Below are 14,797 nucleotides of genomic sequence, written 5' to 3' on the forward strand. Positions count from 1 at the left end.
AGGAACACTATGGCAAAAAAACGCGAAAAGAAAATCACACCGGCGCGCCCCCAGCTTGGCGACAATGTGGAGATTCTCTCGGCCGGTGAAATTATCGAGAGCCCCATTACGGAAACGCTGGAAACCAACTACATGCCCTATGCGATGAGTGTCATCGTCTCCCGCGCGCTGCCCGAGATCGACGGTTTCAAGCCGGCTCACCGCAAACTGCTCTACACCATGTATGAGATGGGCCTGCTGAAGGGCGCCCGCACCAAGAGTGCCAACATCGTAGGCAGCACCATGCATCTGAACCCCCACGGTGACGCTGCCATCTATGACACCATGGTGCGCATGGGCCGTTCCAACGAGAGCCTGCTGGTCCCCTTCGTGGATTCCAAGGGTAACTTCGGCAAGGCCTACAGCCGCGACATGGCCTACGCAGCCGCCCGTTATACCGAAGCGAAGCTGGAGCCTGTCTGCGAGGAGCTGTTCCGGGACATCGACAAAGATACCGTGGATTTTGTGCCCAACTATGACGGCACCACCACCGAACCCACGCTGCTGCCGGTCACCTTCCCCACCATTCTGGCCAACAACACGCTGGGCATCGCCGTGGGCATGGCGTCCAACATCTGCTCCTTCAATCTGGAAGAGCTCTGCAACGCCACCATAGCCCTGATGAAGGACGACAAGGCAGACCTCAGGGAGATCATCCCCGCTCCCGATTTTGTGGGCGGCGGCACAATCCTGTATGACGCCGCCGAGATGGAAAATGTGCTGGAAAACGGCCGCGGCAGTGTGCGGGTCCGGGCCCAGTGGAGTTATGACAAAGCCAACAACTGCATTGATGTCACCCATATTCCCCCCACCACCACGGTGGAGGCCATCATGGACAAGATCACCGAGCTGGTCAAGCTGGGCAAGATCCGGGAGATCAGCGACATGCGGGATGAGACCGATCTGAACGGTCTGAAACTGACCATCGACCTCAAGCGCGGGCAGGATCCCGACAAGCTGATGGCCCGCCTGTTCAAAGCCACACCGCTGGAGGACAGCTTTGCCTGCAACTTCAACGTCCTGATCGCTGGCCAGCCCAAGGTGCTGGGTGTGCGGGATATTTTGCTGGAATGGATCGCCTTCCGCGCCGAATGCGTGCGGCGCCGCACCTACTACGATCTGCAGGGCAAGCAGAAGCGTCTGCATCTGCTGCGCGGCCTGGAAGCCATCTTGCTGGACATCGACAAGGCCATTGAAATCGTGCGCAACACCGCGGAGGAAGCGGAAGTTGTGCCGAACCTGATGATCGGTTTCGGCATCGACGAGGTGCAGGCGGAATATGTGGCCGAGATCAAGCTGCGTCATCTGAACCGGGAGTACATCCTCAAGCGCACGGCGGAAATCGAGGAGCTGGAAGCGGCCATCGAGGATCTGCAGGATGTGCTGAAGCGTCCGGCGCGTATCAACAAAATCATCATGAACGAGCTGGCCGACGTTGCCAAGAAATACGGCAAGCCGCGCCGCTGTGAGATTCTGTACGAAGTCCCCGTCAGCGAGGCCGAGGAGCCCAAGGAGCAGATTCCCGACTACCCGGTGCACCTGTTCTTCACCCGGGACGGCTACTTCAAAAAAATCACACCGCAAAGCCTGCGCATGAGCGGCGACCAGAAGCTGAAAGACGGGGACGAGGTGCTCTTCACCTGCGAGAGCACCAACACGGTGGAGTTGCTCTTCTTCACCAATCATCACCAGGTGTACAAGTCCCACGCCTATGACTTTGCCGACAGCAAAGCCAGCGTACTGGGTGACTACGTCGCCTCCTCCCTGGGTATGGAGGAGGGCGAAGTGCCCCTGTACATGGTGGTCACGCCGGACTACAAGGGCTGGATGCTCTTCTTCTTCCAGAACGGCAAGTGTGCCAAGGTGCCGCTGAGCAGCTACGAGACCAAACAGAACCGCCGCAAACTGCTGAAAGCCTACAGCGATAAGGCGGAGCTGGCCTGCATGCGGTATCTGCCCGAGGAGACGGAACTGGCAATCTTTACCACCAACAACCGACTGCTGTTGGCCGGCAGTGCCCTGATTCCCGAGAAAGCCACCCGCGACACCGCCGGCGTCAATGTGGTGTCGCTCAAAAAGAACGCCCGCATTGCCCGGGTCACCCTGGCCGAAGGACTGGAGCTGGCCGAAGCCCATCGGTATCGCGTGCGCACCCTGCCCGCCGCCGGCGCCATCCTGCGTGCCGACGACAGTGTGGAGCAGTTGACCCTGTAATTTCTATAACACGAAAAGCCCCCGCGGGGTTCAGGTACTTTCTGAACGTCCGCGAGGGCTTATTTTTGTTATAGAAGGAAGATCAGGCCAGCAGCGGCTTGCAGGCGGCGGCCAGCTTGTCTTTCTGGGCCTGGGCCTCAGCCAGATCCTTGCCCTTGGTGGTGAAGTAAGTCTTGATCTTGGGCTCGGTGCCGGAGGGACGCACCACCACCGTGGAACCGCTCTCCAGCGTATAGATCAGCACGTTGGCGGCGGGCAGCCCGGTCTCTTCAGGCTTCTTGTAGTCCACAACCTTGACCACCTTGTCGCCGTCAAAGTCCTTCGGCGGGTTGGCGCGCAGCTTGGCCATGATCTCGGCCATCTTGTCCATGCCGGACAGACCCGGGAATTCAAAGCTGTCCACCTTGTTCAGGTAACGGCCGTACTCGCTGTAGATGCGATCCAGTTCTTCCTTGATGGAGCTGCCCTTGGCACGATAGTAGGCGGCCATCTCGCAGATGAGCATCGAGCCGATGATGGCGTCCTTGTCGCGCACGTAGGGACCGGCCAGATAACCGTAGCTTTCCTCAAAGCCGAAGATGAAGCGGTCCACCTCACCGGCGGCCTCCAGCTTGGCAATCTGATCACCGATCCACTTGAAGCCGGTCAGCACATTGCGGCATTCCACACCATAGTGCTCCGCCACCTTGTCAGCCAGCGGCGTGGAGACGATGGACTTGCACATAACGGCATTCTTGGGCATGGTTCCCTGCTCAATACGGCCGGCGCAGATGTAATCCAGCAGCAGCACGCCCACCTCATTGCCGGACAGCAGCTCATAGCTGCCATCCTTGCACTTGACGGCAATGCCCACACGGTCGGCATCGGGGTCGGTGGCCAGCATCAGGTCAGCGCCGGACTTTTCGGCCAGCTCCAAACCCAGACGCAGCGCCTCGAAAATTTCAGGGTTGGGATACGGGCAGGTCGGGAAGTTGCCGTCCGGGTCCTTCTGTTCGGGCACAATGGTAATGTCGGTGATGCCGATGTCCTTCAGAACATGGGTGACAGGCACCAGACCGGAACCGTTCAGCGGGCTGTATACCAGTTTCAGGCCGGCAGTCTTGCAGATGCCGGGACGGATGGAGCGGGCTTCGATCGCCGCATACAGAGCGTTGATGCAGTCCTCCCCCACATACTCAATGAGGCCCTGCGCCATGCCGTCCTCAAAGGAAACCAGCTTGGCACCGGTCAGGATATCGGTCTTCTGGATCTCGGCGTAGACGATATCGGCCGCCTCATCGGTCATCTGGCAGCCGTCCGGGCCGTAGGCCTTATAGCCGTTGTACTTGGCGGGGTTGTGGCTGGCCGTGACCATAATGCCGGCATTGCAGTGATAATACCGGGTGGCAAAGGAAAGGGCAGGGACAGGCATCAATGCCTTGTAAATGCGGACCTTGATGCCGTTGGCCGCCAGCACCTGCGCCGCCGTGCGGGCAAACAGGTCGCTCTTGATGCGGCTGTCGTAGCTGATGGCCACCGTCTGGGTGCCGCCCTGCGTCTTGACCCAGTTGGCAAGACCCTGGGTAGCCTGACGAACCACATAAATATTCATACGGTTGGTTCCGGCGCCGATGACACCGCGCAGACCCGCCGTGCCGAACTTCAGGGCCACGGCAAAACGATCCTGGATTGCCGCATCGTCCCCCTGGATGCTCTGCAGTTCGGGTTTCAGGTCGGGGTCGTCCAGATCGGCGGCCAGCCAACGCTCATACATATCCTGATACATAAGTATACACCTACACTTTCCATATAAATGCTATAAGCATATACTAAATATAACAACTTTAGCCGATGCTGTCAATGAATTTTTAGTCAAAATAGCCTGTTTACCCGCCGATCCGCTTGTGAAATTGGCCAATTCGCGCTATACTGTTGCTAGATCGACAAGATGGGAGGGCCGTGTATGTATGCAAAGGTGACAAGCCTCGGTGTCACAGGCTTGGCCGGATACCTGGTCCAGGTGGAGGCGGATCTGTCCGGAGGGTTACCTCAGTTCAACCTTGTCGGGCTGCCCGATTCCGCTGTCAAGGAGAGCAGCGAGCGAGTGCGCAGTGCTGTCAAGAATCTTCACTATCCCTGGCCGGCCAGCCGGATCACCATCAACCTGGCCCCCGCCGATGTGCGGAAAACCGGCCCCGTATATGACCTTCCTGTTTTTATCGGCATTCTGGCAGCCCAGGGAAAGCTGCCCGTTCCCGGTACGGATTGCGCCTTCCTCGGCGAGCTGGGCCTGGACGGCACACTGCGCCCCGTGACCGGCGTTCTGCCCATGGCCCTGGCAGCCGTCCGGCAGGGCGTCAAAACATTGTTTCTCCCTGCCGAGAACGCCGCAGAGGCCGCCGTGGCAGAAGGGCTCACCGTCTATCCGGCCCGGAACGCTCAGCAAGTGGTACAGCACCTGTGCGGTGCGGAACCTCTTTCCGCTGCCAAAGCGGATGGATACGACGAAAACGGCGTCTGGCTGGGACCTGATATGGCCGATGTGCGCGGACAGAGCGAAGCACGCCGTGCGCTGGAGATCGCCGCGGCCGGCGGGCACAATCTGCTGCTGGTGGGGCCTCCGGGTGCAATGTGTTAATAGTATGTTTCCACAAAACCAAAAGCCCAGCCTGTAAACTTCTCTTACAGGTTGGGCTTTTTCGTTTTTGGGTTTACTCCCCGTACTTGGTCACGTCGGGATCGTCCACGATGTACAAGCCAGACAGCAGTTTGAACCAGGGCTTTCCGTCTTTGCCCTTCACGCGCGCCACGACTTCCAGCCGCTTGCCGCTTTCAACCAGCTGCGCCACGTTGTCGCCGGTCTTTTCCGCCGTGCGCCGCAGGTTCGTGTAGCCGTGATGGACCGTCACCACGTAGCCGGTCAGCTTTTCTTCATCCTGCGCCTCCTCTGCGCCGCTCTCCTGGCCGTCCTCGCTTTCCCCGGTGTCCTTGTTGGCCTCCTCGTTTTCGCTCTCTGCGGCCCCTCTCTGCTTCTCCAGAAGGGCGTCCGCTTCCTCTCCGTCAACCGTGTGTGCTTCGATTTCCGCATCCAGCGCGGCGACGATCTGGGCCTTGCTGGCGTTCTTGCTGACCTTCACGCCCAGCTGCTCCGCAATCTCCAGCAGCTTCTCCTTGCTGTCCTCCACGCTATATTCCGGCACGGCCTGCACGCCTTCCGGCGGCTCCTGCTCCAGTTCTTCCAGGCTGACTTCCTCGCCCTTCATTCGTGCCTCCACCGCCGCCTGGATCGCGTCGTTTACCTTCTTCGCCACGTTTTATTCCTCCTTATCGTCTCCCAGCCCTGCGGCGGGGTTCTTCGCTTCAATCAGTTTCTGAGTAACCGCCAGGCCATCCACAAGGAACTGCGGAACGTCGTACCCCAGCTCCACAAGATTCTCCAGGATGGACCGGGCTTCGTTGATGATCAGCGACGCCAGTACCCACCAGCCCAGCAGGTAGAGCCAGTCCAGCTCCACCCCCAGCATATCCACGCAAAGCGCCTGGAGGACCCCGGCAAGCTCAAACGCCACCGCGATAATGGCCCAGTAGCCCAACTTTTTCAGCGCCCCTACAAGCCCCACTTTGGAGCTTTCAACGTGCAGCTTGTAGGACTTGTGCCAGCCCGTCAGCCAGTCGATCACGTTCAGCGCCAGGAAGGCGGCAAACAGATACCAGTGGTCGCCCAAAATCGCCGCCGCGATAGCGACGATCCCGCCCACAATCATGTTGTAGCTGTCAATAAACTTAGTCACCATGAACCCCTCCTTTTGTTTAGGCCCATTCGCTCTTGTACTTGACGTTCAGCTCCTTTGCGGTTGCCTGGAGCTTCGACGCGGTGGCGGTTGTCATTGCTTCAAATCGGACGGTGTACTCCATCGGGGCCTTGCCCAGCGCCGCCGCCTGGTTCACAACGCGGTCAAAGTCCCCCCGGCTCATGGGGCCAATGGTCGGTGTCTGCTGCTGTTCCTGGCCTTCCTCTGTCTCCTGATCCGCCGGGGTTTCCTGGCTCTCGTAGCCGTTCAGGCCATTCTGCCGCATAATCGTGGGGTAGTCCTTGTAGGCCACGTCACAGTCCAGGCTTTTGCCAAACCCCGCGATCCCCAGCGCGTTGGAGCTGCTGTACTGCCACAGGCCGTTCTGCACGGCGCTTGTGTCGCTGGAGGTGTAGGCGGCTTCCCACTTGTCGAAATCCGCCAGCTGTCCCAGGTTGGTGTAGTTGAGGAAAAAGTCCCGCGAACAGTAGACGGCGGCGTAATACCCCGCCTTTTCCAGCTCTTCCAGGGCCGCCTGGATGAGCGCTGTATTGTTGGCCCGGTTCGCGGTGCTGTTGTACTTGTACCCGCTGGCGCTGCCGTCGTTGGTGCCGTACTCCACATCGAAATAGATCGGATAGTCGAACTTATGGCCGGACAGCATCTTGATAACCTGCCGGGCCGTGATCCGGGCAGCCTCTGCGGTGGTGTCGTAGCAGTACCAGTACACGCCCATGGGCACGCCGTACTTTTTACAGCCCGCCACATTGTTGAGGAACTGCCCATCCGTGTACAGGCCGCCTTTCCCATGCCGCGCAGAGTAACCGACACGCAGGATGGCAAAGCCGGGGCTGTTGCCCCCGTTCACGCGCCGCAGTTCGCTTGCCGTCTTTTCCCAGTTGATCGTCCCCTGGTGGTGCGAAACGTCGATACCGTAGATTTTCATTTTCCTTTTCTCCTTTCTTTATCCTGTGATCCCGTACTTTGCCAGGATCGCGCCGCAGGTTTCATCTTTCAGCAGGTTTTTCACCTGGCCGGGAGGCAATGCCCCCAAAAGCGTCAGCAGGTCGTCCGCCTTCTCCTTGTTGGCTGCCACCTGCTTGTTGTAGGCGATAATTTTATCTCGCAGTTCTTTTTTCATTCCGTGGCCCCCGTCAGAATCATGTTCAGCGCTTCGTTCAGCTTTTCCACGTCCACCTTGTCCGCCTTTCCCTGTTCAAGCGCGACCAGCCGTTCGTGGTCCGTCAGCTCTTCCGGCGATACCGTGGGCCAGTTTTCCCCCACATTCCAGTAGTCGTCCCAGCGCTCCCGGATCGCCTCCTCCGTCAGCGTTTCACCGAAACGTGCATACACTTCATCGGCCACCCACTGGGTCACCGTTCCGCCGCTCTCGGTATCGGCCACCGGCTCTTCTTTGATGTTTTTCCGCATCCATACATCAGTTGCCCCGCTCTCCAGCACATAGAGCATAATTTCAGCGGGTTTTTCTGTGTAGTGTGCCGTCTGTCTCACGCTTTTGTCTCCTTTCTTCTTTGTGCTTCCAGCCTGTCCACGCGGCTGATTGACTTTTGCGCGGCGCGGCATATCGCCCGCGCGTCAAGCCGTTTCGTGGCCGTCCTGGTGTTGGTGTGTTTGAAATATCCTTTGTAGCTGCTGATCTTCCGCGCTCGCCAGTGTGGGATATATCCCAGCGTGCGCAAATTCCTTGCCGCTCTCAAAAATTGACGCCGTATTCTGCGGTAAATCCTTCGGCGTATCTTTGTGCCTTTATATCCTACCACAAAGCCCATTATGTCGACCGAACCTTGCTTTAGGTCTATCTTCCCCCACCTCTCTTTTATCCTGATTCCCAGGTTATCCAGCGCCCAGGCTTCCACCATTTTCATGGCCTTTTCCACGTCCGCCTCTCGTGACCCGATCATCACAAAATCGTCCATATAGAACAGCACGTGGCGCACCAGCTTCTGCCTTTGCACTTCCCCGTTTCTTTTTCTCCTTACCTTCTCCAGGCTCTCTATGTATCGGTACATATACGACAGCGCATAGTTGCAAAGCCATTGCGAAAGATAGGAGCCTATAGCAAGGCCAGGCGTTACAGTCTCGTGCGTCCGCAGCAGTGCCTGCACAAACCACAGCAGCGTTTCATTTTTGTGTATGTCTCTTTGCAGCAGCTTTAGGATCGTGGCCGGTTTCAGGCTTGCGTAACACTTCTGTATGTCCCCTTCCTGACATACCGGGCCTTTTTGTCTCTTCTGATCCACTTCTCCAGGTGCTTCTTTCCGTACTCCTGCCCGCGTCCCACAATGCTTGCGCACTGGAAAACGCCGATCTTGGCGTCGAACAGCTCCCCCATGGCACCCACTGCAACGTAGTCCATGCACTGCTGCATTGCCGTCGCCTGGCACAGATCGCGGATTTTTCCGCTTAGTCCGTCCCGCCTCTTAAATGTGCGCAGCGGGCGCAGCTCCAGGCGTTTCTCCCTGATCCGCCGCGCCACTTCCTCCGCTATGCCTTGTGTGGCTTTCAGCAGTCTGTTATAGTCCTGTGCCGCCGCATCTTGCAGGACTTGCTCCTTTGTCATTCCTCCGTACAGCTCCAAAAGTTCTACGAAACCATTTTCTTTCCACCTCCTGCTCATGCACTGAAATATAAATCCGCCTATCTGTTCGGGATCGGTTATGTCTATCTTTTTGCAATAGGTTTTCATTGCCCGCTCCCCTTTATAGTCTTTTGGTTGAGCGCAACGGCGTTCGGTTTCGGTTTCCCTATTCTACTAGCCCCCAGCGCGGTCTTTCCGCGCCGCCAGCCCTTTGTTTTTTTCCTCCAGGCTGGTGCCGGTTTCACTCGATTTTTGCAGGTTTCCCTGCACGGTTCACGCTGTGCAATCACAGCGCAGGCCCATCTTTGGGCACGGTATGCAACGCAATATTTTTACTCATTCAACCAAATGCGCCCGCCAGGCCGTTCCAGTTCGCGTTGCCGCAGGAATTGTTCGCGTTGCCGCAGGACAAGCCACAATTGCCCCCGTTGTTCAAATTGGCCCAGGCCCACCACGCATAGACGCGGGAGCCAGCCGCCGGAACATAGACGGCAGCCCGGTGACACGCTGCATACCCCATAAAAAGGGGACGCTGTCCCCTCTATGCCGGATTAACCGGCATATTCACCCCTGTTTGACCCGGACCCACAAGCGCCCGCCAGGCCGTGCCAGCTCGCGAAGCCGCAGGAACTGATCGCGTTGCCGCAGGACAAGCCACAAGCGCCCCCGTAGAACAAACTGGCCCAGGCCCACCACGCATAGACGCGGGAGCCAGCCGCCGGAACAAAGACGGCAGCCCGGCAGCCGGTCGTGGACCCCGCCGGGCTTCCGGCGGCGACGGCGTACATATTGCCGTCTGCGTCGATCTCCACGTCCTTCTGGTACAGCCAGGCTGCAGCCTGGTTTGTCGGCATGGTCAGCACGACATGAGAGCGCACGGCGTTGGAAGTAATGGACGTTGCGATCTGCGCAGCCTGGCGGAAACACACAAGCCGGTGCGTGTAGGCGTCCGCCGTCAGCACCTGCTCCGTCAGCTGGTCCGCGCTGATCGCATACCCGCCGGGCTGGCACTCCAGCAGCTGGAGTACAAACGGCTCCTTGCCGGACGTGCAGCTGGTCGGGCTTCCGTCTGCTCCCTTCACGTTGTCACAGCTTCCGCTGTGCCAGGGCATGGTAGAAATATAGGTTTCACCGGCCACCGTGTTGAACGCGGCGGGCGCGTCCAGGTTCAAAGCCTTGTAGCTCGTTCCGTTCACCTGCACGTCCTCAATGCTCAAAATACGCACCTTGTCGGCCAGCGCACGCATGGAGGCCACGCCGCGATCCGTAGACGTTCCCGTGCCCTTGTCTCCCACGGACACGGTGCTGCCCACCAAATACCCGGACGCATCCGACGCCGTCAGCAGCACCCGCTTTACGCCGCTTTCGGAAACCTTTGCAATTTTCTGGTAGTTGTAATTGCTGCATCCCTCCAGAGTGCCGGAGTTCCCCTTTTTGCCGTACTTCATCCAGAACATTCTCATGCGGAAAGAAAGATCACACCCGCAAATTCCGCAGTAGTCTGCGCCGCGTTTGCGCCACTCCGTTGCCTGGCTCTGCATGCTGATGAAGTTTACGGCGGCCAGGCCAGACGCGCTGGTCAGCTTCCCGTCCGCTCCACGTCCGGCCATGTACTTTGCGTGTACCACATAGGGCCGGACGCTGCCATCCAGTGCCACGCCTTCCGGCAGCGGTCTGTAGGCGTTTGCATCCGTCACAAAGTTGGCGGGTGCGGCGCGGTAGTAGTGGTAGTAGTAGCTGTCGTCCTCGGTATCGGCATACCACCCGGTTTTCTGCGCCACGCCTACCATGCCATACTGGCCGGACAGCAGAGCTGCGCGGGTTACGCCGTTTACCCCTGCCACAGCCTTGATTGCCACCTCTTTGTCCTCGATCTCGTAGGCCACCTCAACAGCCCAGAACGCGCCGTGCTCAAAGTAGGGGTCCTGCGCCTCTGTCGTGTTGGTTCCAGGCGTCGCCGCGCCCAGTTCGGCAGAGGACTGGATCAGTTCGCCGTCCGACGTAGCGCTGGTGTCGAACTTATAGAACTTTACGCCGTAGGTATTGTCATCCCACAGCAGGGTGAACCAGCGGCGCAAAATGTTACCCACGGCAACCCCCTGGGCTGCCAGGGCGGCGGCATACTGCTGGAAAATCTCGCTTGTGTTCTCTCCATTCAGCCGTGCCGCCCAAATGGAGTCCACGGCTCCGTCTGTTGTCCATCCCTCCACCGCCTTTGCAATCTCTTCCGCTTTCTCTCTTTCCTGGCTTGCCAGCTGTGCCTGTTTTTCTGCTTCCTGCTGGTTTCCTTCCGCGTTTTCCTGGGCTGTTTCCGCTGCCGCTTTCGCGGCCTCTGCGGCAGCTTTCGCGGCCTCTGCGGCGGTCTTTTCCTGCCCCGCCTGGTTCTTTGCCGCTTCGGCTGCGTCAGCCTCTGTCGCGGCGTTTTGGGCCTCCTGGGCGGCCTGGTTTTTCAGCTCCTGGCACTGCGCCAGCGTCTGCTCCAGCTGCTCCTGGTTCTCCAGCGCATCCTCCGCCCGCTTTGCTGCATTGTTTGCCGCCTCCGTTGCGGCTTCCGTTTCCCTGATCGCGGCCTGTGTGTCAGTCTGCCTCTTTGTCTCCGCTGCGGCTCTGGCGCTCTCTGCCTTTGCTCTGGCGCTCTCTGCTGACTTTCTGGAGCTTTCCGCCGCTGCCCTGGAGTTTTCGGCTGCTGCTCTGGCGCTCTCTGCCTCTTCCCGGGCTGTCTCTGCCTTCGCGCGGGCTTTCTCCGCCTCCACGCGCATTCTTTCGACGGTTGCCCATTCCTCCATGTCCGCATTGATCTGCGCCCACTTTTCGTCGAACGCCGTCATTTCGTTGGAGGACAAGATCGCGCTTTCGTCCCGGTTGTTCTTTCCCACCTTGATCGTGAAAGCGCAAGAGGTCAAAATCTGGCTGCTGTCTTTCGCTCTGATCTCTACCTCGCAGGTCACTTCCCCGGGCACCGCAAGTACCTGGTTTGTCAGCTCAACCAAAATGCGGTTGCCTTCGTCGATCTTCGCGGCGTTGAAAGCAAATTTCCCGTCCGGCTTTGTGAAGTTTGCGATCAGGTCCGCATCCTCTGGCGGCTCATACTCTTTCCCATCGTCCACGATCAGCACCGAAACAAAACGGGTCGCTTTATCCCCCTGTTTTGCTTGCACCAGGTAGTCCTTTGTTTCTGCGGACGCGTCAATGTCGATCCGTGTAATCAGCACGGGCAATTTGTTTGCCATTTAGTCCTCCTTTTCGCTTGCCGTCGGTGTTTCCGCCGGGGTTTCCTTTTCCGCTTCAAGTTCTTTCTGGAGAAGGGCCTTTTCCCGTTCCACTTCCTGCGCCTCCCATTCCCTCACTGCTTGCAGCTCCTGCTCCATCACCGCGCGTACCACAACCGCCGGGCAGGCGCTGGCCTGGATCAGCTCGTGAATATTCCTTTGCAACGTCTTTGCTGCAAGGTTGATCCCCATTTTCATGTCTTTGTCCTCCTTATGTTCCCGGGTAGCTGCTGAACCCGCACAGCGCCCAGTATGTGTTCCCGTCCAATCCCTTCACCGCTACCCAGTTGCAGTAAAGGGCGTTTTGCCCGCCGCACGGTTGCAGTTTCGACCTTCTCATCCACAGGGTTCCGTCGTAGTTTTCACCCATAGATAAGTTTTTTGTCCACACATTTTCTTTTACCGAGGCGTCTTTTATCGTCACATCCCCATTTCCTAGTAACGTAAGTTGCTGCGCCCCGTTTTGGTCAAACATAAAAATTCCGCTGCCTTCTCCTTTTCTTGCTTGCAGCGTTATCGCGTCTTTGTTTCCGGGTCCGCACAGGTGCATATTTGCGTATCCGTTTCCCTCTGTGGTTCTTGTAAAATACAAATTCGTTTCTCCGTCGTATTTTATAACAAGCGTTCCATCTTTTATTGCGGCAAACCCTTTACTGTTTTCGTCGCCTGATTCAAACCTCCCTTTTGCTTGCACATTTCCATTTTCATCCAATTTGAAGTTTGTCGAATTTATCACGATCGTGTTGCTGTTGAATGTCAGTTTTCCCGTGTCGATTGTCACGCTGCTGGCGTCCATTGCGAACTTTGAGCGCACGTTCCCCGCCTGCACCGGCGGGGAGACTGTCAGGCTCCAATCCTTCCACAAGATTTCCCCGTCTGTTTCTGCCTTCTGTGGCTCTATGTTCAAAAACATATACAGACTTGCCAGCTCTTCGTCCAGCAGCTCCGCCGTGTATATCTTTTCGTAATACACCCATTCGTCGCTTGCTGTGTCTGTTTTAATTGGCGCGTTTTGCGTAAAATACAGGCTCTGTCCCGTTCCCGCCGTGTAATTCCATCCCATGCATAATGCAACAGCCGCAGCATTGAACGGCTTCACCACTTTGTAGTAGCCGCTCACTTTCATTGCCTTCCCCTGCGCCAACTTCCACAGTGCCGGGTCTGCCTTTTCCTGGATGGAAAACGCTGTCGTTTCGGACGCCGAAAAGAATACCCGCATTTCTCCGTTTTCCACTTCACAATGCTGCGTATTCTCTCGATCTTCAAAGTCTTTGTACAGCAGCATATTCTCTTCTTTTGTGGTCACGGACACCTCCAGCGAAATCTGGTCCGCCGTTTGCTTGATTTCGCTTTTCATTTCCTGTGTGGTGCTGTACTCTGTCAGGCGTTCGTCCGTGTACTCTTTCGCCGCTGTCTGCGCCGCGTTCGCCTTCTCTGTGGCATCTTTCGCGGCCTCTGCTTTCGCGTTGGCCTCCGCCTGGGCAGCCTTTGCGGCGGCATCTGCGGCGGCAGCTTCTTCCGCTGCCTTGCGGGCTGCCTCCGCCTTCTCCGTGGCGTCTGCGGCGGCGTTTGCTTCCGCCTCTGCGGCAGCCTGGGCGGCGGCCTCTGCCTTCTCGTGGGCCGTCGCAGCGTTCTGTGTGGCCGTATCGGCGGCATCCTGGGCGGCGGCTGCCTCCCGGGCGGCCTGCTCTGCCTGGGCGGCGGCCTGGGCGGCGGCGTCTTGGATCGGCTTCACCGATTCATCCACGGTTGTCTGTGTCACATAGGTTTTTGACACTTCCAGCAGGATGGATTCCTCCAGCGCGCTGATCGCTACCCGTGTTTCTTCCGACGTCATGTAGTTGTCTTGCAGGACTTTCTTCATTCTGGTGGAGGATATGTTGACGGCTTCCTGTGTCGCCAGTTCGTCCTCCGTTTTTTGTAACTGCGCAAACGTCTGCTTTACGTTCGACAACTCCGCCTTGTTTTGCGTCGGATCGTCCGGGTATTCATCCAGCTTCACGATCCGCTGCTTTTCCCGCTCTTCTGCTGTTTCGGAAATCAACAGCACAGTGTCTCCCAGGTCATACTCCAGCACGCTGTACTTTTCGCTTTGCGCCGCCAGGTTGACTAGCTCCGCCGTGTATGCTCTTGCGGGGCGGCTCGCTTCATCCAGTCTCGCCAGCGCATCCTCCTGCAGCGCAGCTGTGACCGTGTACCGTTCATCCCTCCAAATCTGCGTTATCACCTTATCGCTGTATTGGTGGTTGTCCAGGTAGTTGATCCCGTCCTGCCACAGGTGCAGCCCGTCCTTTCCGATCGGGATCAGCCGGGTATAAAAACCGTAGCTGCTTGTTTTTACCCCCAGACTGCGCAGGTTTAGCCGTTCGATGAAATACGCCCCTTTGTCCATTCCCCGCCGGGTGCGGAAAATCAGGCGCTTTCTGATTGCGTCGATCTCCATCTCTACCCGGTATGTGCTTACGGCCTGCTTCATCACCTCCCACGCCGTTGTGTCGTCCTCTTTTCGGATCGTTCTTCGCTTCGTAATATCTTCTGCCGTCTCTACTGTCCACCCTGTTCCCTCCAGCGCAAACTCCGCAGCGTCTTGCAGCGTCTGCTCTACGCTCTCGAAACCTTCAAACGGGGTTCCTTCCAGCTCCTCAATATTCAGCGAACAGGAAACCTTCCTCCACTGGCTCGTGGTGGTTTTCTCTACAGCCTTAATAACATACTCCTGGCGATCTGTGCGCACATAGCACTCTGCCTGGAGACTTTGCAGCCAGGGGCCGCTGGTCGGATAGCTAAAGTCCAGCGTTTCGTCTCCGTATTCCAGCGTGCGCTGGATGTGCGGCGACTTGATCCCCGTAAGGCTTCCCAGCTTTTTATGGCTTTTGTCGTACAGCTCCAGCAGCACCCGTTTTACC

At 57.8% G+C, this 14,797-nt stretch carries 13 protein-coding genes; 2 read left to right on the top strand and 11 right to left on the bottom strand.

Annotated elements, in window-relative coordinates:
• Positions 1-9 precede the first annotated feature (9 nt).
• Positions 10-2,253 (top strand): DNA topoisomerase (ATP-hydrolyzing) subunit A, encoded by a 2,244-nt coding sequence (locus ABGT73_RS06400; protein ID WP_346668970.1) that lies wholly within the window; start codon positions 10-12, stop codon positions 2,251-2,253.
• Between the two features lie 82 nt (positions 2,254-2,335).
• Here the strand turns inward: ABGT73_RS06400 and ABGT73_RS06405 are convergent, their stop codons facing one another.
• The gene (locus ABGT73_RS06405; RefSeq protein ID WP_346668971.1) at positions 2,336-4,018 is read right to left on the bottom strand and encodes a phospho-sugar mutase; all 1,683 of its coding nucleotides are present in this window, start codon (positions 4,016-4,018) and stop codon (positions 2,336-2,338) included.
• A gap of 177 nt (positions 4,019-4,195) precedes the next feature.
• Here ABGT73_RS06405 and ABGT73_RS06410 point away from each other — a divergent pair, with 177 nt between their 5' ends.
• A complete protein-coding gene (locus ABGT73_RS06410; protein ID WP_346668972.1) occupies positions 4,196-4,870 on the top strand; it encodes a magnesium chelatase domain-containing protein in 675 nt (224 codons plus the stop codon).
• Positions 4,871-4,943: 73 nt separating this feature from the next.
• Here ABGT73_RS06410 and ABGT73_RS06415 read toward each other — a convergent pair whose 3' ends face one another.
• The 10 genes from ABGT73_RS06415 to ABGT73_RS06460 all read right to left on the bottom strand — a co-directional run bounded on the left by ABGT73_RS06415 (position 4,944) and on the right by ABGT73_RS06460 (position 14,787).
• On the bottom strand, positions 4,944-5,543 hold the full coding sequence (locus ABGT73_RS06415) for a hypothetical protein (RefSeq protein ID WP_346668973.1): 600 nt from the start codon (positions 5,541-5,543) through the stop codon (positions 4,944-4,946).
• Between the two features lie 3 nt (positions 5,544-5,546).
• The gene (locus tag ABGT73_RS06420; protein WP_346668974.1) at positions 5,547-6,026 is read right to left on the bottom strand and encodes a phage holin family protein; all 480 of its coding nucleotides are present in this window, start codon (positions 6,024-6,026) and stop codon (positions 5,547-5,549) included.
• Between the two features lie 16 nt (positions 6,027-6,042).
• Positions 6,043-6,969: a GH25 family lysozyme gene (locus ABGT73_RS06425; protein ID WP_346668975.1), complete on the bottom strand. Its 927-nt coding sequence runs from the start codon at positions 6,967-6,969 to the stop codon at positions 6,043-6,045.
• An 18-nt stretch (positions 6,970-6,987) separates the two neighbouring features.
• A complete protein-coding gene (locus ABGT73_RS06430) occupies positions 6,988-7,164 on the bottom strand; it encodes a hypothetical protein (RefSeq protein WP_346668976.1) in 177 nt (58 codons plus the stop codon).
• Positions 7,161-7,535 carry a hypothetical protein gene (locus tag ABGT73_RS06435; RefSeq protein WP_346668977.1) on the bottom strand — a complete coding sequence of 125 codons (375 nt, stop codon included), beginning with the start codon at positions 7,533-7,535 and terminating at the stop codon, positions 7,161-7,163. The genes ABGT73_RS06430 and ABGT73_RS06435 overlap by 4 nt, the downstream gene beginning before the upstream one ends.
• Positions 7,532-8,284: a reverse transcriptase domain-containing protein gene (locus ABGT73_RS06440; RefSeq protein ID WP_346668978.1), complete on the bottom strand. Its 753-nt coding sequence runs from the start codon at positions 8,282-8,284 to the stop codon at positions 7,532-7,534. The genes ABGT73_RS06435 and ABGT73_RS06440 overlap by 4 nt, the downstream gene beginning before the upstream one ends.
• Positions 8,215-8,730, bottom strand: a complete 516-nt coding sequence (locus ABGT73_RS06445) for a hypothetical protein (protein WP_346668979.1) — start codon at positions 8,728-8,730, stop codon at positions 8,215-8,217. Before ABGT73_RS06445 ends, ABGT73_RS06440 begins: the two co-directional genes overlap by 70 nt.
• A 443-nt stretch (positions 8,731-9,173) precedes the next feature.
• Entirely contained in the window at positions 9,174-11,852 is a 2,679-nt protein-coding gene (locus ABGT73_RS06450) for a BppU family phage baseplate upper protein (protein WP_346668980.1), read from the bottom strand.
• Positions 11,853-12,089, bottom strand: coding sequence for a hypothetical protein (locus tag ABGT73_RS06455; RefSeq protein WP_346668981.1), 237 nt, complete (start codon positions 12,087-12,089; stop codon positions 11,853-11,855). It lies immediately after the preceding gene.
• A 13-nt stretch (positions 12,090-12,102) separates the two neighbouring features.
• Positions 12,103-14,787, bottom strand: coding sequence for a phage tail protein (locus ABGT73_RS06460; protein ID WP_346668982.1), 2,685 nt, complete (start codon positions 14,785-14,787; stop codon positions 12,103-12,105).
• Positions 14,788-14,797: the final 10 nt, after the last annotated feature.

It is taken from the genome of uncultured Subdoligranulum sp., from assembly GCF_963931595.1.
GTDB lineage: Bacteria > Bacillota > Clostridia > Oscillospirales > Ruminococcaceae > Gemmiger.

Excerpts from the sequence above, each read along its gene's own strand:
- ABGT73_RS06450 (WP_346668980.1), bottom strand. The coding sequence starts at position 11,852 with ATGGCAAACAAATTGCCCGTGCTGATTACACGGATCGACATTGACGCG.
- ABGT73_RS06425 (WP_346668975.1), bottom strand. The coding sequence starts at position 6,969 with ATGAAAATCTACGGTATCGACGTTTCGCACCACCAGGGGACGATCAAC.
- ABGT73_RS06420 (WP_346668974.1), bottom strand. The coding sequence starts at position 6,026 with ATGGTGACTAAGTTTATTGACAGCTACAACATGATTGTGGGCGGGATC.
- ABGT73_RS06445 (WP_346668979.1), bottom strand. The coding sequence starts at position 8,730 with ATGAAAACCTATTGCAAAAAGATAGACATAACCGATCCCGAACAGATA.
- ABGT73_RS06400 (WP_346668970.1), top strand. The coding sequence starts at position 10 with ATGGCAAAAAAACGCGAAAAGAAAATCACACCGGCGCGCCCCCAGCTT.
- ABGT73_RS06430 (WP_346668976.1), bottom strand. The coding sequence starts at position 7,164 with ATGAAAAAAGAACTGCGAGATAAAATTATCGCCTACAACAAGCAGGTG.
- ABGT73_RS06455 (WP_346668981.1), bottom strand. The coding sequence starts at position 12,089 with ATGAAAATGGGGATCAACCTTGCAGCAAAGACGTTGCAAAGGAATATT.
- ABGT73_RS06410 (WP_346668972.1), top strand. The coding sequence starts at position 4,196 with ATGTATGCAAAGGTGACAAGCCTCGGTGTCACAGGCTTGGCCGGATAC.
- ABGT73_RS06405 (WP_346668971.1), bottom strand. The coding sequence starts at position 4,018 with ATGTATCAGGATATGTATGAGCGTTGGCTGGCCGCCGATCTGGACGAC.